This window comes from Microbacterium sp. M (genome assembly GCF_045181065.1).
Taxonomy (GTDB): domain Bacteria; phylum Actinomycetota; class Actinomycetes; order Actinomycetales; family Microbacteriaceae; genus Microbacterium.
The window spans coordinates 3,331,859-3,347,832 of sequence record NZ_CP173721.1 but is presented as its reverse complement, the minus strand read 5'-3'; the positions used below and the strand labels follow the sequence as shown (position 1 = coordinate 3,347,832).

At 65.3% G+C, this 15,974-nt stretch carries 17 protein-coding genes and 3 tRNA genes; 9 read left to right on the top strand and 11 right to left on the bottom strand.

Features of this window, described 5'->3' with window-relative positions:
* Window positions 1-16 precede the first annotated feature (16 nt).
* The gene (locus ACI7YT_RS16345; RefSeq protein ID WP_406246974.1) at window positions 17-661 is read right to left on the bottom strand and encodes a YesL family protein; all 645 of its coding nucleotides are present in this window, start codon (window positions 659-661) and stop codon (window positions 17-19) included.
* Window positions 662-867: 206 nt separating this feature from the next.
* Between ACI7YT_RS16345 and ACI7YT_RS16340 the strand changes: the two genes are divergently transcribed.
* Genes ACI7YT_RS16340 through ACI7YT_RS16330 form a run of 3 tightly spaced genes read left to right on the top strand, consistent with a single transcriptional unit; the run spans window position 868 to window position 2,065 of the window.
* Window positions 868-1,068: a hypothetical protein gene (locus tag ACI7YT_RS16340; RefSeq protein WP_406246972.1), complete on the top strand. Its 201-nt coding sequence runs from the start codon at window positions 868-870 to the stop codon at window positions 1,066-1,068.
* 40 nt (window positions 1,069-1,108) lie between these two features.
* On the top strand, window positions 1,109-1,408 hold the full coding sequence (locus tag ACI7YT_RS16335) for a hypothetical protein (RefSeq protein WP_406246970.1): 300 nt from the start codon (window positions 1,109-1,111) through the stop codon (window positions 1,406-1,408).
* A 3-nt stretch (window positions 1,409-1,411) separates the two neighbouring features.
* Window positions 1,412-2,065, top strand: a complete 654-nt coding sequence (locus ACI7YT_RS16330) for a nucleotidyltransferase domain-containing protein (RefSeq protein WP_406246968.1) — start codon at window positions 1,412-1,414, stop codon at window positions 2,063-2,065.
* 10 nt (window positions 2,066-2,075) lie between these two features.
* Here the strand turns inward: ACI7YT_RS16330 and ACI7YT_RS16325 are convergent, their stop codons facing one another.
* The 3 genes from ACI7YT_RS16325 to ACI7YT_RS16315 all read right to left on the bottom strand — a co-directional run bounded on the left by ACI7YT_RS16325 (window position 2,076) and on the right by ACI7YT_RS16315 (window position 3,389).
* Window positions 2,076-2,384: a hypothetical protein gene (locus tag ACI7YT_RS16325; RefSeq protein ID WP_406246966.1), complete on the bottom strand. Its 309-nt coding sequence runs from the start codon at window positions 2,382-2,384 to the stop codon at window positions 2,076-2,078.
* 55 nt (window positions 2,385-2,439) lie between these two features.
* Window positions 2,440-2,907, bottom strand: coding sequence for a GNAT family N-acetyltransferase (locus ACI7YT_RS16320; RefSeq protein ID WP_406246964.1), 468 nt, complete (start codon window positions 2,905-2,907; stop codon window positions 2,440-2,442).
* A gap of 98 nt (window positions 2,908-3,005) precedes the next feature.
* On the bottom strand, window positions 3,006-3,389 hold the full coding sequence (locus ACI7YT_RS16315) for a hypothetical protein (protein ID WP_406246963.1): 384 nt from the start codon (window positions 3,387-3,389) through the stop codon (window positions 3,006-3,008).
* Between the two features lie 520 nt (window positions 3,390-3,909).
* Between ACI7YT_RS16315 and ACI7YT_RS16310 the strand changes: the two genes are divergently transcribed.
* Window positions 3,910-4,833, top strand: a complete 924-nt coding sequence (locus ACI7YT_RS16310; RefSeq protein ID WP_406246961.1) for a phospholipase D family protein — start codon at window positions 3,910-3,912, stop codon at window positions 4,831-4,833.
* Here ACI7YT_RS16310 and ACI7YT_RS16305 read toward each other — a convergent pair.
* Window positions 4,830-6,131 (bottom strand): DNA adenine methylase, encoded by a 1,302-nt coding sequence (locus tag ACI7YT_RS16305; protein WP_406246960.1) that lies wholly within the window; start codon window positions 6,129-6,131, stop codon window positions 4,830-4,832. The two genes, ACI7YT_RS16310 and ACI7YT_RS16305, sit on opposite strands and share 4 nt — an antisense overlap.
* Before the next feature lie 405 nt (window positions 6,132-6,536).
* On the opposite strand from ACI7YT_RS16305, the gene ACI7YT_RS16300 reads away from it, so the two are divergent.
* Complete coding sequence (locus ACI7YT_RS16300; RefSeq protein WP_406246958.1) at window positions 6,537-7,706, top strand: site-specific DNA-methyltransferase; 1,170 nt, start codon at window positions 6,537-6,539, stop codon at window positions 7,704-7,706.
* Window positions 7,707-7,895: 189 nt separating this feature from the next.
* Here ACI7YT_RS16300 and ACI7YT_RS16295 read toward each other — a convergent pair whose 3' ends face one another.
* From ACI7YT_RS16295 to ACI7YT_RS16280, 4 genes are all read right to left on the bottom strand, one after another.
* Complete coding sequence (locus ACI7YT_RS16295; protein WP_406246957.1) at window positions 7,896-8,810, bottom strand: hypothetical protein; 915 nt, start codon at window positions 8,808-8,810, stop codon at window positions 7,896-7,898.
* A gap of 229 nt (window positions 8,811-9,039) precedes the next feature.
* A tRNA-Phe gene (locus tag ACI7YT_RS16290) sits at window positions 9,040-9,112 on the bottom strand.
* Between the two features lie 71 nt (window positions 9,113-9,183).
* Window positions 9,184-9,257, bottom strand: a tRNA-Asp gene (locus ACI7YT_RS16285).
* A 31-nt stretch (window positions 9,258-9,288) separates the two neighbouring features.
* A tRNA-Glu gene (locus tag ACI7YT_RS16280) sits at window positions 9,289-9,361 on the bottom strand.
* A 233-nt stretch (window positions 9,362-9,594) separates the two neighbouring features.
* Between ACI7YT_RS16280 and ACI7YT_RS16275 the strand changes: the two genes are divergently transcribed.
* Window positions 9,595-11,004, top strand: a complete 1,410-nt coding sequence (locus tag ACI7YT_RS16275) for a M23 family metallopeptidase (protein ID WP_406246955.1) — start codon at window positions 9,595-9,597, stop codon at window positions 11,002-11,004.
* Window positions 11,005-11,070: 66 nt separating this feature from the next.
* Here the strand turns inward: ACI7YT_RS16275 and ACI7YT_RS16270 are convergent, their stop codons facing one another.
* Window positions 11,071-11,562, bottom strand: coding sequence for an inorganic diphosphatase (locus tag ACI7YT_RS16270; RefSeq protein WP_167945513.1), 492 nt, complete (start codon window positions 11,560-11,562; stop codon window positions 11,071-11,073).
* Between the two features lie 101 nt (window positions 11,563-11,663).
* Between ACI7YT_RS16270 and tilS the strand changes: the two genes are divergently transcribed.
* Entirely contained in the window at window positions 11,664-12,656 is a 993-nt protein-coding gene (gene tilS / locus ACI7YT_RS16265; protein ID WP_406246953.1) for a tRNA lysidine(34) synthetase TilS, read from the top strand.
* Between the two features lie 9 nt (window positions 12,657-12,665).
* On the opposite strand, the gene ACI7YT_RS16260 is transcribed toward tilS, so the two are convergent.
* Entirely contained in the window at window positions 12,666-13,259 is a 594-nt protein-coding gene (locus ACI7YT_RS16260) for a DUF937 domain-containing protein (protein ID WP_406246951.1), read from the bottom strand.
* Window positions 13,260-13,344: 85 nt separating this feature from the next.
* Between ACI7YT_RS16260 and hpt the strand changes: the two genes are divergently transcribed.
* Complete coding sequence (gene hpt / locus ACI7YT_RS16255; protein WP_406246949.1) at window positions 13,345-13,896, top strand: hypoxanthine phosphoribosyltransferase; 552 nt, start codon at window positions 13,345-13,347, stop codon at window positions 13,894-13,896.
* 62 nt (window positions 13,897-13,958) lie between these two features.
* Window positions 13,959-15,974, top strand: a complete 2,016-nt coding sequence (ftsH, locus tag ACI7YT_RS16250; protein WP_406246947.1) for an ATP-dependent zinc metalloprotease FtsH — start codon at window positions 13,959-13,961, stop codon at window positions 15,972-15,974.

The window sequence follows — 15,974 nt, the reverse complement described above, 5'->3', positions numbered from 1 at the left end:
CGTTCGGGGGGAGGGGTCAGTTCGGTGCGTGCGCTTCGGCGAGCCGTCGGTCGTTGGCGGTGAAGAAGCCGACGCAGAGCGCGGTGCTCAGCGTGAGCCAGGCGCCGAGCGAGAGGAACGGGATGATGCCGGGGAGGATCAGGCTGGCCGTCACCACGACGACCGCCGCGAGCAGCAGCAGGATGACGTGCGGCACGTTGCGCAGAGCCCAGCGGAACGCGGTCGGGATGTAGCCGCGCAACGGGAGGTCGTAGTGCGCGAACAGCGGAACGGCGACGGCGGTGACGGCGAACGACAGGGCGAGAGCCGCGGCGGTCAGGATGCCGAGGGGAGTGCCGATGGCGCCGGCGGCGTACTGGCCGAGCGTGCTGGCGGCCAGCAGGGCGGTGACGGCGAACGCCGGCCCGAGGGCGGCGTTGGCTCGCCAGAACTCTCGCCGCCATGCCTGGGCGAAGGAGCGCACGGCCGCGAAGTCGTCTCCGCGCAGGCGCCGGCGGGTCAGCTCGGCTGTGGCGACGGAGGCCGGTGCAGCGCCGAGCACGATGCCGCCCGCGAGGGTGAAGACGCACCAGAGCAGGTTGATCGTGGCGACCCACCAGATCCAGTCGAAGGCGGCGTGCACACGCAGAGCCCAGCCGGGGGCGGCGGTGTTCGTCGTCATCAGCTCTCCAACGTTGCAGGGCAGGGTGGCACTGCTTCGGAATGCGTTTTCCCAAAGCGGCTCCGTGAACGCTAACCCTCGTTCGGGGTGCCCGTCAAGCCGAAATCGGCTCTGTGATAAAAACGTTTCACATTGGGTCGTCGTGTGACGTGGAATCCGCACCACGGGGGATGCACGACCTCTCGCGTCGACGTAGCGTCGCTTGCATGACCGATTCGGAAGAGGATTCCCGGAAGAACTCCAACAGAGGCGTCGCCGTCGGAATAGCGCTCGGTCTGCCGCTCGGGGCAGCACTCGGGATGCTGGTGTTCGACAATCTCGCGCTGGGAGCGGGCATCGGACTCGTGGTCGGTATCGCGATCGGTGCCGGGCTCGAGATGACCGAGAAGGGCGAGGAGCCCGAGTAGTTCCAGCGCTGCCCGCGTGGCGCATTGGTAGCGTGGGGCGATGTTCGTTTTCGGAGTGCTGGCGGCGGTGACCGGCGTCGTCGTGTTCCATCTCGCGCTGGCGAGCACGATGCGGGCGAATGCCGGCATCCGGATTCCGTTCTTCCGCAACGCCGAGGTGGTTCCGCGTGGATCCGTCGTGTTGCGGGCGATCGGAGCGGGGCTCATCGTCTTCGGCGCTGTGATGCTCGGCCTGACGGCGTGGTACCTGCCGTTCCTGGTCATCCTGGTGGGACCCGTCGCCACGTTCGTGGCGATCGTGGTGCACAACCGTTCAACGCAGCGTCGCGCGGAGGTCTGACGGATGTTGCGTGGTCACGTCCCCCTTCCGCAGCCGGAGTCCGCGAGACCGCTGCCGCCGGAGGAGTTCGCGCGCTGGTACGGGCCGTGGGATCCGCTGACGCCGGCGTCGATCGCCGCCTTCCTCGACGGCTTCGACCGGCCGTGGTGGATCGTCGGCGGTTGGGCGCTCGAGAAGGCGACCGGTGTCTCCCGCCAGCACGAGGACATGGACGTCTCGATCGCGCATCACGATGCCGAGGCCCTGCGTGTGTTCCTCGCGGAGCGCGGATGGACGACGTGGAACGCCGACAGCGGCTGGCTGCGTCCGTTCGACGAGCGTTTCCGTGAGATCCGGAGCAGCAGCGGGATCTGGGTGCGTGCCGACGCGGTCTCGCCGTGGGTGCTCGACGTGCCGCTGACGCCCTTCAACGGCACGCGTTGGACCAACAAGCGTCTTCCGTCTCAGGAGTACGACCTCGACGAGGTCACCTGGGTTTCAGGGGACGGCCTGCGCTATCTCAATCCCGAGGTGGTGCTGTTCATGAAGTTCGCGCAGGTGCGCGAGAAGGACATCGTGGATGCCGAGGCGACGCTCGGGCTTCTCGATGTGCGCCGGAGGGCGTGGCTGCGTGACTCGATCGCGCAACTCGACCCGACGCACCCCTGGGCGGGCTAGGGGAGCGGCATCACGCCCGTTGGCGCGACGGCTTCAGCCGAAGCTGCCCGCGAAGGAACGGCAGTGCGGGGGCGCGGTAGCTCAGCATCCCCTCGTCCTGCGGATGGAGCGTGATCTCCGCCTGTCCGAAGCGCCACATCCGGTTGAACAGGAACACCCCGAGGATCACGTCGTGCTCGGCCGACACCTGCCAGGTGCCGAGGCCCCACTGCGTCGGCTGGCCGCGGCCCTCGATCACCAGCGTCGGGCGGGTGCCGGCATAGAGCGCGAACCAGGGCTTGTGGAGGTTCAGCTCGATGCGGCGGGTCCCAGTGGTCATGCTGATCACGCTACCGGGCGGGGCGTTGCCGTCGGGACGATGGGGAGGTGCTGAGTCAGCCTTCGGCTGCTGATGAGGAATGCTCCGGCGGCGTGAATCGGAGTGCGTTCGTCTCTCGGCGTGCGAATCCGACCGATTCATACAGTCGCAGCGCTGATTCTCGGGACGGCCGCGAGGTGAGGTCGAGGGTGCGCAGCCCTCGCTCCGTGGCCAGTTCGGTCATGCGCTGAAGCAATGCGCGTGCGATGCCTTTGCCGCGCGTGGTCTCGTCCACGACGACGTCTTCGACGTGGCCGCGAAGTCCGGAGAGCAGCGGAACCGTAACCAGGGTGGCCGCGCCGACGATGCGGCCGTCCACACGCACGACGAGCAGATCCGTCGCGTCGTGCGCGACGATCGTCGCAACGCGATCTCGATCGAAGGTCGCGGTTCTCGACAGCTGCGGGAGCAACCGCGCGATGTCGTCGGCATCGGCATCGGTGATGGCTGTGAGGACTTCGACATCGGGCGAGGGCGTATCCATGCCGACAAGCTACCGTTTGTCGTGGCGGCCGACAGCGCCGCTATCACCGTTGCAGAGCCAGGTGCGTGCCACACGGCATCCCAGCGGGGCAGCATTGCCTACCAGGCGTAGACATTCTCGGACACCTGTGTAGCGCCCTCCGGGACCACGGCGCCGTCGGGGTGGATCTCGAAGGATCCCGGGCCGCCACTCATCCGTCCGCCGCACCCGACGACCCAATCATCACCGCGTTGCGCGACGAGGCAGGCGGAATTCGCTTCATCGCCCTTGGCGAGCCACAGTGACGTTCCGTCGTGCTCGCCGACGAATCGGCTGGTTGAGGCGTCGAGTGATTCGTACGCGTACTCTTCCAACTCCGGCAACTGGTCGGCGGCGTCGCGTTCGCCTTCGAGATCTGTGTACGTTGCGTACTGAACGCACCCGGTGAGCATGACAGCCGACATCGCCATCAGAGTGACCGCAACGAGTCGAAGGCTTGCCATGTGGTCATCATGTACGGCTCGAGCCGGGATGTCCATGATCTGGCGTCCAGCGGTTGCGCTGGGCGCATCAGGGCAAAGCAAAACCCCCGCCATGTAGAAGCTAGGCGAGGGTTTCTGGGACCGTTGTAACGACGGTCCGTGTGGCTCCGACGGGCGTCGATTCCGTGACCCCACGATTTTCAGTTGGATGCGGTGGGTCTGTGGGTGCTCGTTAGTTGCCATTTGCTGCGTGGTTCCGCGGAAGTTGTCATGGTTGGTGGCGGCTGGTTGAGGGAGGTTTCAACGGAGTTACCGGCACGGAACCGGCACAATGGGACGGAGTTCAGGCTGCCTGTAGCCTTGCGCTAGAAGTCCGCGGATCAGAGAGGTCATTGCATTGTTGCACTTTCAAACTCCCGGTGCGCCGGGCGGGAATCTGCTTGAGCACCTCCTGATCGAGTCCATGGGGGCGGTGAGAGGAGGAGGTATCTTCGCGTGGGCGAACGCACCCGGCGTCCACACACTGCTCGAAGACACTGTCATGGAAGAGATGCTGCGGGACGCGGACTTCCAGCTAATCGTCGGAACGGACTCGATCACCAACACCGCGGCAATCGCCAAGCTGTCTGGACTCGAGACGGTTCGCCCGCGTTTGCGCGTCAAGGCCTTCCTAAGTCCCGTTTCGTCGTTGTTTCATCCAAAGCTCGCCTGGTTCGAGCACCGCGACCACTTGAGCCTTATCGTCGGCTCGGGGAATCTCACGATGGGTGGACTCCTCTCGAACTGGGAAGCGATGACTGTCCTGAAGCTGACCGGGGAGGACGCGAGGGCGGCACTCGCCGAGATACAGAGATTCATCACGCAACACGCTGGATCCCTACTGCCGCTCTCAGATAGTAGGGTCATCGCTCGAGTGGCGGCCAATGACGGGGATGAACGGAGTATCAGGCGTCGTTCCGTGCCGATGCAGGCGGTGGACGCGCCTAGCGCAGTCGACGGGGCAAACGAGGTACTGGTTGCTGAGATTCCTGCGTCCGGGGGGCGGTGGAAACAGGCAAACTTCGATCGGTCAAACTATGAGACCTTCTTTGGAGCGAAGGTGGGTTCGCAACGACGGATCGTTCTCCAGAGCGTTTCAGGGGATGGCGAGCTTGGTGAGATCGAGAGCCGCCCGAGTGTCGAGGTCTCGAGCAGTAACTTCCGGTTTGAGCTCGCGGCGGCAGCAGGAATTCCATACCCTAGCGGCGGCGCACCCATCGGCGTGTTCGTACGACTCGCCACGGGACAGTTCATATACACACTTCTGCTGCCTGGCGAAACAGGGTACGAGAAGGCGAGTCAATTCTTGGCTCACCGCTGGAACGGCCCAACGCGGGAGAAGCGACGAGTTCGCACGACTGCTGACGATCTTCGCGGTGCATGGCCCGAGGCGGCGCTCTGGACCACGGAGATGCCAGAACTTTAGGGTCGCGCGACGACCAATACCTCCGCGTTGGCAGGCAGGACGCCGTGAAGTTCGGCACGGTTGAACCGGCTGTGTGACGAATCCTCGATATCTCGCACGTCGACACTCGTGAAGTACTCTTCGGCCTTCTTGACGATGCGCTCGATCGTCATTAGGCGTGTCTCTGGCCGAGCTGTCGTGCCGCCGCCCTGGGGGGAGTATGACAGCACGAGTGGGATCTGACGACGGTGCGCTGCTGAGAAGACCGCGTCGAACGCCTCGGCGACCTCGGTGCGAATACTGAATGGGGACTGATGCCGCTGGGTCCTGTATAGCCCGCGCGAAGGTCCGCTGGTCCCGGGCGCGAGAGTGACGCCTGGGTCGTCAGCGAGCGCGATCGTCTCGAGTACGTGATAGAAGCGGCTGTAGTGATCGCGGGTGTACGGGGGATCCGCGTAGATTGCGCCCACAGAGTCGTCGAGTGTTTCTAGGACGGTCCTGAAATCGCTCGTGATAGTTGCGCAACGGTATTTGACGGGCTCGAGATCTGCATAACGTTGCAGCCATTGCTCAAACACCGCGAACGCCGTCCTCTCGCGAGCTCGTATTGCTTGAGCCACGGTGCCAGGTTTTGCCAAGCCGGCCTTATCGCGCAGCCGTGATGGCTGAGCAAAGTGGCTTCCAACGGTCGCGACGAGGTCACTCGCCGTGCCCAGGACGGATGCTACGAGTGTGGCATTCGCTGGGGAGGTCGAGCTGTGTCCGATCGCAAAGATGAGGGCATCGAGTTCGAGCGCTTGCGCGTAGGAAAAGTAGACGCCACCGTAGTAGCGGGTAAGAGTGGCACCTGAATCGGAGAGGATAGGGAGCGCGGTTGCCTTGGCGTGCGCCAGTTCAGGCTCGGTTGCGGTGAGAGAGGCAGTGGAGCCTTCTTCAACGAGCAGTGCAAACCGCTGGGGGTTGCGACTTGCTTCTTGGCTAACTGCTGACTCGTACTCAAGCAGTGCTGATACGCCACCCCGAACGTGTCCGAGCCATTGTCGAGCGGTAGCGATGATCCTCTGACGTTCGGTGTGGTCGTATCGACATGGATGCGACAAGGCTGTCGCGAGAACCGCGGAGTATGCCTGGACGTCGACCGAGAATACGGGCCGGTAGTTGGCGAGGCCGCGCGACACAACCCCGCTCCCAGCGAACAGGTCAAGCACCATGCGCCCCGGGGGAGTCAGATCGACGACTGCAGACACGATGGGTTCCAGGTGTCTGAGCTTGTTGCCTAGGTAGTGGATCGGGCGAAACCCTCTGGAGTCGGTGACCATTGACTCAACTTCTCTTCGTGTCGGTGCCCCCACGTAGCGTGAGGGGATGTTGAAACTCAATCTGCAGTGGTCGCGAGCACGTCGGCAGCTTCGGCGAAGACCCGCCAGAGTGGGCTGGCAGTGCGTCGGTAGTAGACGCGATGCTCGCTAGGCACTCGTTCCTCTGCGATGAGCCCGGCGCGTGCGAGTCGTGAGAGCTCCTGGCGCACCGCAGTGTGCGGCCCGAGCTCGGGCGGCGGCTCCGACTGGTAGAAGCGCTCAGCGCCGCGGCTGAGTACCCAAAGTGCTACGGGCAACCTGCAACTTCGCCCGAACAACTCGGCGCTCACTCGCTCTGGATCCATCATTCACCTTTTACAAATTACTTGTTTAAAGTACAATAAGACAGAACAGATTGGAATCCAAGTGACACTCGACATCGCAGGCTTGGTTCAGGAGCGTGAGGGTGGCGACTTGGTGGCGCCCAGGGGGCAACTAGTTCCGCTGCTGCCGGCCGGTCACGCCGCGTTGCCCGAGATCGTCTGCGGCAGCTCGGTGGACGGCCTCGTGGTTGTCGGCGAAGCTTCTCGCGCGCTCGAAGCGCTCCCGCGTGTTCGGCCCGAGATCATGGGGGGCGTGAAGCTCTGTTATCTAGATCCTCCGTACAACACGGGCGAGCGATTCGCCTACTACGACGATCGTCGTGACTCCGATGCGTGGCTCAACGATTTCAAGTCTCATCTTGAGGGCTTGCGTCCGTTGCTAGCGAGCGACGCAAGCGTGTGGGTGCATCTCGATGATTCCGAGCAGCACCGCGCCCGAGTGGTGTTGGACGAGGTATTTGGCCGCGAAGCATTTGTGGGGACGATCATCTGGCAGAAGCGTCTGACGCGTGACAGCAGGAAAGCATTTAGCTCAATGCATGACTACATCCATGTATACGCGCCAGCTGGGCCGAAGGCATGGAAGCGTGTGCGCAACGGACTAAGTGACGGTGGCGCATTTGCAAATCCTGATGGTGATCCGCGTGGTCCCTGGCGATCTGCGCCGATGACCGTCCAGGCCGGACACGCGACACCGAGCCAGTTCTATACGGTCGTTACGCCAACCGGGGCGAAGCACGAACCTCCTGCTGGACGTTGCTGGACCTACACCGAGGCAAGACTGAAGGAGCTGGTCGCAGAGGGACGTGTCTATTGGCCCCGGGGTGGGGATGGTAAGCCGCGGCTGAAACGCTACCAGAGCGAGTCTGGTGGTCTCGCTCCCTTTACAATCTGGGGCGCATCGGAAGTGGGTGACACGGCAAGTGCCAAGAAGTCGCTGCTTCGAGAGTTTCCATCGATGGCTGCCTTCGATACGCCGAAGCCGATTGAACTACTTGAGCGCATTGTGGGGATCGCAACTGATCCAGGTGATCTCGTGCTCGACTATTACCTCGGCTCAGGAACGACGGCAGTCGCCTCTCAGCGTCTTGGGCGATCGTGGGTGGGTGTTGAGCGTAACGCTGACGTCGTCGAGCGGTTCGTGGTTCCGCGACTTGTCTCTGCGTATCGAGCCAACCCAGCTGGTGGAATCGGGCTGTCCCGTCTCGGGTAGCTCGCGGTGAGGAGCGCCCGGACCGCAGCGAAGCGAGGACCGGACGCACCGGAGCTGCGAGCTACCCGAGAGCGGCCGCTAGGCCGGCCTTGAATGAGTAAAGAAAGTTCTCACAGCTCGCCTACCTCGTGCCGCGACGAACGCGACTGAGTGCATGATCGAAGCCATTGGCGGAGCTGGGCCCCGAGGCTAGGTGAATTCCCCCGCGCGCCTAGTTTCGGGAGGATCGTTTGCGAATGCCACCATGGGTAGATCAGCGGTGTTCGCTGCAACGCGTTTCATGGCATCGATGAGCCGTGGCCGTGTAGCGCCGGGGCCGCCAAGCCAAGTGATGTACTGATCGGCGGTAACTCGGATGGCGGTGATAAGTTGCAGAGACGCGGCGGTGACGACGGGAAGTGGCGCTTTGAGCCGCGGGGCCGATGGGCCTTCGGCCGGAACCAAGAAGGCGTTGAGGCCGCCCAGCTGTCCGTGGGCGATGCCCGAGTACACGGAGTAGAGCCGTTTCTTGTCGAACAGTTGCGACGTCTCGGCGACGAGGTTCTGAACCATCGCGGAGAGTTCAGGTTTCTTCGATCGGGGAAGCCCCATGCGCGTGAGTTCGGCGGAGTAGAAGTCCCGGCGTTCGGCGGCGTCGACTAGCTCGCCGGTTGTGCGCGATTCGAGCGCGTCGGGAACTCCCACGTCGTATCTCAGATCTGCATTGAGCATTGAGATGATTCGATGCAGATGGGTCTCGACGTCCAAAGCATCCGTGAGCCACAGGGACCGCCCCGCTGCTTCCAACCCGCCACGTGCCACTGTGATGAGGGCGGTAGCGGGCCGCTTCTCTGTGCGGATGAGCTGGCCAAATGCGCGGGCGTGATCGCAGGCGCTGAGTAACGAACGCTCGGCCAGTCGCGCCGCCTCGAGGACGTGCTGTCCTCCGCCGCGCTGCTCCGCTGCCACGTACAGTCGTGTCGCCGCAGAGGGTTCCGAAGAATCAAGGGTCTTCTCGCTGGGGAGAGATGCGACGGCAGCATTGGAGACATCAATCAAGCTGGATGACAGAATCTTCGCCGTGCGCAGCTCGTCGTTCACATCGAGCCTGGGATCCTCCAACATCAAGCCAGGGTATCGGGGAGGTATCCGGCACAAAACCGGCACGAGCTCCCGGAGAGGGCGTTTCGTCTCGCTGCGCTCGCTCAGCGGAGGGGAGTTCTGCTCGTTCAACGACCAGGCCGGAACCGCCCAGGGGAGCGGCTCGGAAACCGCCTCTCACCAGGGCAAAGCAAAACCCCCGCCATGTAGAAGCTAGGCGAGGGTTTCTAAGGTGATTGTAATGATCACCCTGTGGCTCCGACGGGCGTCGATCCCGTGACCTCACGATTTTCAGTCGTGCGCTCTACCAACTGAGCTACAGAGCCTCGCGGCACGAACGAATCTGCCGCGTCTTAGACGACAGGCCCTCTTCGAAAAAAGGGCCTGTCGCTCAGAGCGACCCTGACGGGACTTGAACCCGCGACCTCCGCCGTGACAGGGCGGCACGCTAACCAACTGCGCTACAGGGCCATGCTTTTAAATTGTATCGGAACCGTAGGAGTGACCCCAACGGGATTCGAACCCGTGCTACCGCCGTGAAAGGGCGGCGTCCTAGGCCGCTAAACGATGGGGCCGAAGTCTGTCCCGGAGGACTTCCTTGCCGACGCTCAAGCATAAAGGATGCTCTGACGAAAACGCGAATCGAGGGCGAGTCCTCTATCCGATCGGGCGTGTCGGGAGGACGATGGATGCTGTGAGTCGCGTCGTTTCGGGCGAACCCGCGCCGTGGGCAAACGTGCGCGACCACTGTTGCAGATGTGACACTTGTTGTTAGTGTGACATCTGTGAAACCGGCGGAAGGAGCCGTGTGAACGACAAGGTTGCGGATGACGCTGCCCGTGCGGCATCCGAAGACTGCGACTGCGCACCCAACGCAGCCGAACGAACTGCTCTCTGGCAGCGCGGCTCGATGACCCGCCGCGCGGCGATCGGTGTCGGCGCGCTCAGTGTCGTCGCCCTCAGCGCCTTCGGCATCACCAATGGAGTGAACGCCGCGCACGCCGCCGAGTACCCGAGTTGGGACGACGTCCAGCGAGCGATGCAGAGCGAGGCGGCCAAGGCTGCCGAGGTCAAGCGCATCGAAGGCCTCATCGCCGCCCTCACGCAGAAGGTCGCCGAGACCCAGGCCGCCGCCGAAGCGGCATCCAACGAGTTCTACGAGGCGCAGCAGGCGTTCTTCGACGCCGCGACCGAGGCGGACGAGCTCCAGGCTCAGGCCGATGAGCAGTCCGCTGCTGCCGACGCCGCCGCCACGAAGGCCGGGCAGGTCGCTGCACAGCTCTACCGCAACGGCGGTGACGACACCGCCCTCCAGCTCTTCTTCGCCGGCTCAGCAGCAGACGCCGACCAGCTGCTGTCCAAGCTCGGCACGATGGACAAGCTGCTCGAGTACAACCAGACCGTCTACGACGACGCCGTCGCCGCGCGCAACTCCGCGCAGCAGCTCAGCGACCAGGCCCTCGTGGCTCGCGAAGAGCGCGATCGTCTGCAGAAGATCGCCGAAGAGAAGATGGTCGCCGCGCAGAACGCCGCCGACGCGGCACAGGCCGCGCTCGACGAGCAGTCCGCGAACCTCGACACGCTCCAGACCCAGCTCCTCGCTCTCAAGGAAGCCACCGCAGCGACGGTCGCCTCCTATCAGGAGGGTGTCGAGGTGCGCCGCAAGGCCGAAGAAGCACGCAAGGCCGAGGAAGAGCGCAAGCGTCGCGAGGCCGAAGAAGCTGCCCGACGCGAAGCCGAAGCCGGTGGTGGCGGAGGCGGCGGTGGTGGCGGCGGTGGCGGCGGCGGCGGCGGAGGCGGGAGCGGCTGGGTCCGCCCGCACGGCGGCTACCGCTCGTCCGGATACGGCCGACGCCCCGTGAAGTGCTCGAACGGCAACTGCTCTTCGAGCTTCCACCGCGGCGTCGACCTCGCCAACGGCTGCGGCGCGCCGATCTACGCGGCGGCGTCCGGTGTCGTCGACGCGGCCTTCTACAACGGCGGGTACGGCAATTACATCCGCATCCAGCACGCCGGCGGCAGCGCCACCGGCTACGCGCACATCCGTTCCGGCGGCACAGTGGTGCGCAGCGGCCAGCACGTCTCGGCCGGACAGGTCATCGCCTACGCCGGCAACACCGGCAACTCGCTGGGTTGCCACCTGCACTTCGAGGTCTACATCGGCGGTGCGCCGATCAACCCGATCGGATTCATGGCGGATCGCGGCGTCGGCGTCTGACCTCACCGACGAGAAAACCCCCGGTTCGCGTCAGCGAACCGGGGGTTTTCGTCTGTCGGGCGACGGTCAGTGACCCTGCTCGCCGAACCGGACGATCGCCTCGTCGAGGATGCGCTGCGCCTCCGCGGCATCCCCCCAGGCGTCGACCTTGACCCACTTGTTGGGCTCGAGGTCCTTGTAGTGCTCGAAGAAGTGCTCGATCTCCTTCTTCGTGTACTCGGCCAGGTCGCCGATGTCCTGGATGTGCGCCCAGCGAGGGTCCTTGCTCAGCACGGCGACGAGCTTGTCGTCGCCACCGGCCTCATCGCTCATCTTCAGTACGGCGACGGGGCGCACCTCGACGACGACGCCGGGGTAGATGGCGTGGTCGAGCAGGACCAGGACGTCCAGCGGGTCGCCGTCCTCTCCGAGCGTGTTGTCGAAGTAGCCGTAGTCGGCCGGGTAGCCGAACGTCGTGTACAGAACGCGGTCGAGGTGCACTCGTCCGGTCTCGTGGTCGACTTCGTACTTCACGCGGCTGCCGCGCGGGATCTCGATGACGGCGTCGTGTGCGCCCATGCGTGTGCTCCTCAGAAAAGACGGTTGGATGCCGCGGACAAGCCTACTTCGCTCGAACCGTCTCGCGTGAGAACGCTTGTGCGAGGGCTACCGTTGGACACGTGCCCTCGCTGAACCCCGCCGTCGCAGAGATCCGTCTCGCCGTCCGCACCGCGCTCGCCGATCTGCCAGACGGCGCGACCGTCCTCGTGGCGCTGTCCGGCGGTGCCGACTCGCTCGCACTCACGGCGGCGACCGTGTTCGAGGCGCGCGCCCGGGGCATGAAGGTCCTCAGCCTCACGGTCGATCACCGATTGCAGGCGGGTTCCGATCGTGTCGCGGCGACCGCCGCCGCGACGGCGGAGCGACTCGGCGTGGACGACGCACTGCAGATCGAGGTCGACGTGTCGGGCCGCGGCGAGGGCCTCGAGGCCGCTGCGCGCGACGCCCGATACGCAGCCCTCCGTGGCGTCGCCGGTGCCGAGCGCGCCGCCGCCGTCCTTCTCGGGCACACCCTCGATGACCAGGCCGAGACGGTGCTGCTGGGCCTCGCCCGCGGCTCCGGCGCGACGAGTCTGCAGGGGATGGTGTCGAATCGTGAGGACGAGGACGGCCTCCGCTGGGTCCGTCCCCTGCTGACGGTGCGGCGCGAGACGACCAGGGCGTTCTGCGCGGCATCCGATCTGGAGGTGTGGGACGACCCGCACAACACCGATGCGCGCTTCGCCAGGGTGCGAGCGCGCGAAAACGTGCTTCCGGTGCTGGAGGCCGAACTCGGACCCGGCATCGCGCAAGCGCTCGCCCGCACGGCCGAGCAGCTCCGAGAGGATGCCGAGGCCTTCGACGAGATGATCCACGAGACCATCGAGGACATCGTCGAGCACGCCGAGGCAGGCATCTCCGTCACCGTTGCCGCCCTCGCCGCCAACCCGGCCGCCCTGCGCAACCGGATCATCCGACTTGTCGTCGACAGCGAATTCGGTGCGAGCCTGACCCGCACGCAGACCCTCGAGGTCGCGCGCCTCGCCACCGACTGGTCCGGTCAGGGACCGATCGACCTGCCGGGGTGCTCGGCCGCGCGCCGGGGGGGACGGATCGTCTTCACGGCGCGCTGACCGGGGCGGTTACTTCTTGCCGCCGAGCAGACCGCCGAGGATGCCGCCCAGGTCGATCCCGCCACCCGTGCCGCCCTTCGAGCCGCCGCCGAGAATGCCCCCGAGCAGATCGCCGATCCCCCCGCCGCCACCGGAGGAGGAGCCGCCGCCCACGAGACCGCCGATGAGATCGCCGATGCCACCGCCGGATTCCTCGCCAGCCGCGCTCTTGTCGGCCTTGCCCTTGCTGGCATTGGCGATCAGGTTCATCACGATCGGCGCCAGCATCGGCAGAAGCTTGCCGAAGTCGATGCCGGCGGTCTCCTTCGATTCGGTGAGCTTCGTCGTGACCTCGGCCTGCTTGTCGCCGAGAACGTGCTTGACGATCTTCTCGCCATCGGCCTGATCGATGTCGTCGACCTTCGACGGCGTCGCGCCCTGGTGCTTCTGCAGCGCCTTCTGGATCGCCGCCGAGCCTTCGGAGCTCTCCGCGTTCTTCGCCAGGCCGGTCAGCAGCACCGCGCCGCCTTCCTCCACAGCCTTCTTCGCCTCTTCGGGGGACACCCCCAGCTTTGCGGCGATGTCGTCGATCGGAACCTGCTTGAGGATGTCATCGAGGGCCATGCGAAATCCTTCCGTCGGGGCGTTCGCCCTGGTCACGGCTCACATTAGTGCCGAAGCGCCCGCATCCGTCACATAAAATCGATCCATGCGCGCCGCTGATATCCAGGACGACCTTGCACAGATCCTCGTCACAGAGGAGGAGATCCAGGCCAAGCTCGTCGAGCTGGCGGCCAGGGTCGCGGAGGATTACGCCGGCAAGGACCTGCTGCTCGTCGGCGTCCTCAAGGGCGCGGTGATGGTGATGGCCGACTTCGCACGGGCGCTGCCGTTCCACGCGCCGATGGACTGGATGGCCGTGTCGAGCTACGGCTCGAGCACGAAGTCCAGCGGTGTCGTCCAGATCCGCAAGGACCTCGACACCGACCTGCACGACAAGCACGTCCTGATCGTCGAGGACATCATCGACTCCGGCCTGACCCTCAGCTGGCTGCTGGAGAACTTCGCGTCCCGCGACCCCGCCTCGATCGAGGTGCTCGCGCTGCTGCGCAAGCCGGATGCGGCCAAGGTCGAGATCGACTGCAAGTACGTCGGCTTCGACATCCCCACCGACTTCGTGGTCGGCTACGGCCTCGACTACGACGAGCGCTACCGCAACCTGCGCGACGTCGCCGTGCTCGCGCCGCACGTCTACAGCTGACCTGTCCGCCGTGGGCGAATCACAGCGGCCGCCAAGCGGGCGGGCGGTACGCTGAACCCATCATGGATGTGAAGAAGATCACCCGGAATCCCCTGATCTACGTCGCGCTGGTCGGCGTGCTCCTGTTCAGCGGATTCCTGCTGATCTCGAACCTCGGAGCGCCGAAGCAGATCACGGTGCAGCAGGGTCTCGAGCTGCTCGCCGGCGACACGGTCACCGAGGTCACGAACACCGACGGCGATCAGCGCGTCGACATGACCCTCTCGAAGGAGTTCGAGGGCGCCAAGGACGTGCAGTTCTACTACGTGGACGCCCGAGGCGACCAGATCGTCGAGGCCATCGACGCGGCCGACCCGAAGGACGGCTTCACCGACGTCGTACCCCGCGCCACCTGGTTCGACAGCTTCCTCTCGCTGCTCATCCCGCTCGTCCTGCTGGGCCTGCTGTTCTGGTGGCTGCTGAGCTCGATGCAGGGCGGCGGCGGCAAGGTCATGCAGTTCGGCAAGTCCAAGGCCAAGCTCGTCAACAAGGAGACCCCGACGGTCACCTTCGCAGACGTCGCCGGCGCCGACGAGGCCATCGAAGAGCTCCAGGAGATCAAGGAGTTCCTCCAGGATCCTGCGAAGTTCCAGGCCATCGGCGCCCGCATCCCGAAGGGCGTGCTGCTGTACGGCCCTCCGGGTACCGGCAAGACCCTGCTGGCCCGCGCCGTCGCAGGCGAGGCAGGCGCCCCGTTCTACTCGATCTCCGGATCCGACTTCGTCGAGATGTTCGTCGGCGTCGGCGCTTCGCGCGTGCGCGACCTGTTCAATCAGGCCAAGGAGAACGCTCCCGCGATCATCTTCATCGACGAGATCGATGCCGTCGGCCGTCACCGCGGCGCCGGCATGGGCGGCGGCAACGACGAGCGCGAGCAGACGCTGAACCAGATGCTCGTCGAGATGGACGGCTTCGACCCGAACGCCAACGTCATCGTGATCGCGGCCACCAACCGTCCGGACATCCTCGATCCCGCGCTGCTGCGCCCGGGTCGCTTCGACCGGCAGATCGGCGTCGACGCTCCCGACCTCAAGGGCCGTCTGCACATCCTCGAGGTGCACGCGAAGGGCAAGCCGCTGGCCAAGTCCGTCGACCTCGAGGTCGTCGCGCGCAAGACTCCGGGGTTCACGGGCGCCGACCTCGCGAACGTCCTCAACGAGGCGGCGCTGCTCACGGCTCGCTCCAACGCGCAGCTCGTCGACAACCGTGCGCTGGACGAGGCCATCGACCGTGTGATCGCCGGCCCGCAGCGTCGTACGCGCGTCATGAAGGACCGCGAGCGCCTGATCACCGCCTACCACGAGGGCGGTCACGCCTTGGCGGCCGCGGCGATGAACTACACGGATCCGGTCACCAAGATCACGATCCTCCCGCGCGGCAAGGCGCTGGGCTACACGATGGTGCTGCCGCTGGATGACAAGTATTCGGTCACGCGCAACGAACTGCAGGACCAGCTCACCTACGCGATGGGCGGACGCGTCGCGGAAGAGCTCGTCTTCCACGACCCGACCACCGGGGCGTCGAACGACATCGAGAAGGCGACCAGCATCGCCCGAAAGATGGTCATCGAATACGGCATGACCACCGATCTCGGACCGGTCAAGCTCGGCTCCGAGGGCGGCGAGCCGTTCGCCGGACGCGACATGGGCCGCGGCCGCGAGTACTCCGAGACCGTCGCGCAACGCGTCGACGTCGAGGTGCGCGCGCTCATCGAACAGGCGCACAACGAGGCCTACCAGGTGATCAGCGACAACCGCGACGTCCTCGACCGCCTCGCGCTCGCCCTGCTCGAGGAGGAGACGCTCGATCACAACCGGATCGCCGAGCTCTTCCACGACGTCCGCAAGCTCCCCGAGCGCCCGCTGTGGCTGTCCAGCGAGGACCGCCCCGTGTCGACCAGGCCCCCGATCGAAGTGCCCAAGCGGCTCGTGCCCGCGGATGCTGCGGCATCCGAAGCGGCACCGGCGGATGCTGCGGCCGCCCGTGGCACCGCCGATTCCGCTCCTTCCCCCGGACACACGCGTCCGGCGACCGCCTGA

Bases quoted from the DNA above. Each gene is read 5' to 3' on its own strand.
- ftsH (WP_406246947.1), top strand. From the start codon at position 13,959: ATGGATGTGAAGAAGATCACCCGGAATCCCCTGATCTACGTCGCGCTG.
- ACI7YT_RS16305 (WP_406246960.1), bottom strand. From the start codon at position 6,131: ATGGTCACCGACTCCAGAGGGTTTCGCCCGATCCACTACCTAGGCAAC.
- ACI7YT_RS16325 (WP_406246966.1), bottom strand. From the start codon at position 2,384: ATGACCACTGGGACCCGCCGCATCGAGCTGAACCTCCACAAGCCCTGG.
- ACI7YT_RS16335 (WP_406246970.1), top strand. From the start codon at position 1,109: ATGTTCGTTTTCGGAGTGCTGGCGGCGGTGACCGGCGTCGTCGTGTTC.
- ACI7YT_RS16345 (WP_406246974.1), bottom strand. From the start codon at position 661: ATGACGACGAACACCGCCGCCCCCGGCTGGGCTCTGCGTGTGCACGCC.
- ACI7YT_RS16340 (WP_406246972.1), top strand. From the start codon at position 868: ATGACCGATTCGGAAGAGGATTCCCGGAAGAACTCCAACAGAGGCGTC.
- ACI7YT_RS16295 (WP_406246957.1), bottom strand. From the start codon at position 8,810: ATGTTGGAGGATCCCAGGCTCGATGTGAACGACGAGCTGCGCACGGCG.
- ACI7YT_RS16315 (WP_406246963.1), bottom strand. From the start codon at position 3,389: ATGGCAAGCCTTCGACTCGTTGCGGTCACTCTGATGGCGATGTCGGCT.
- ACI7YT_RS16270 (WP_167945513.1), bottom strand. From the start codon at position 11,562: ATGGGCGCACACGACGCCGTCATCGAGATCCCGCGCGGCAGCCGCGTG.
- ACI7YT_RS16330 (WP_406246968.1), top strand. From the start codon at position 1,412: ATGTTGCGTGGTCACGTCCCCCTTCCGCAGCCGGAGTCCGCGAGACCG.
- ACI7YT_RS16310 (WP_406246961.1), top strand. From the start codon at position 3,910: ATGGAAGAGATGCTGCGGGACGCGGACTTCCAGCTAATCGTCGGAACG.
- ACI7YT_RS16260 (WP_406246951.1), bottom strand. From the start codon at position 13,259: ATGGCCCTCGATGACATCCTCAAGCAGGTTCCGATCGACGACATCGCC.
- hpt (WP_406246949.1), top strand. From the start codon at position 13,345: ATGCGCGCCGCTGATATCCAGGACGACCTTGCACAGATCCTCGTCACA.
- ACI7YT_RS16320 (WP_406246964.1), bottom strand. From the start codon at position 2,907: ATGGATACGCCCTCGCCCGATGTCGAAGTCCTCACAGCCATCACCGAT.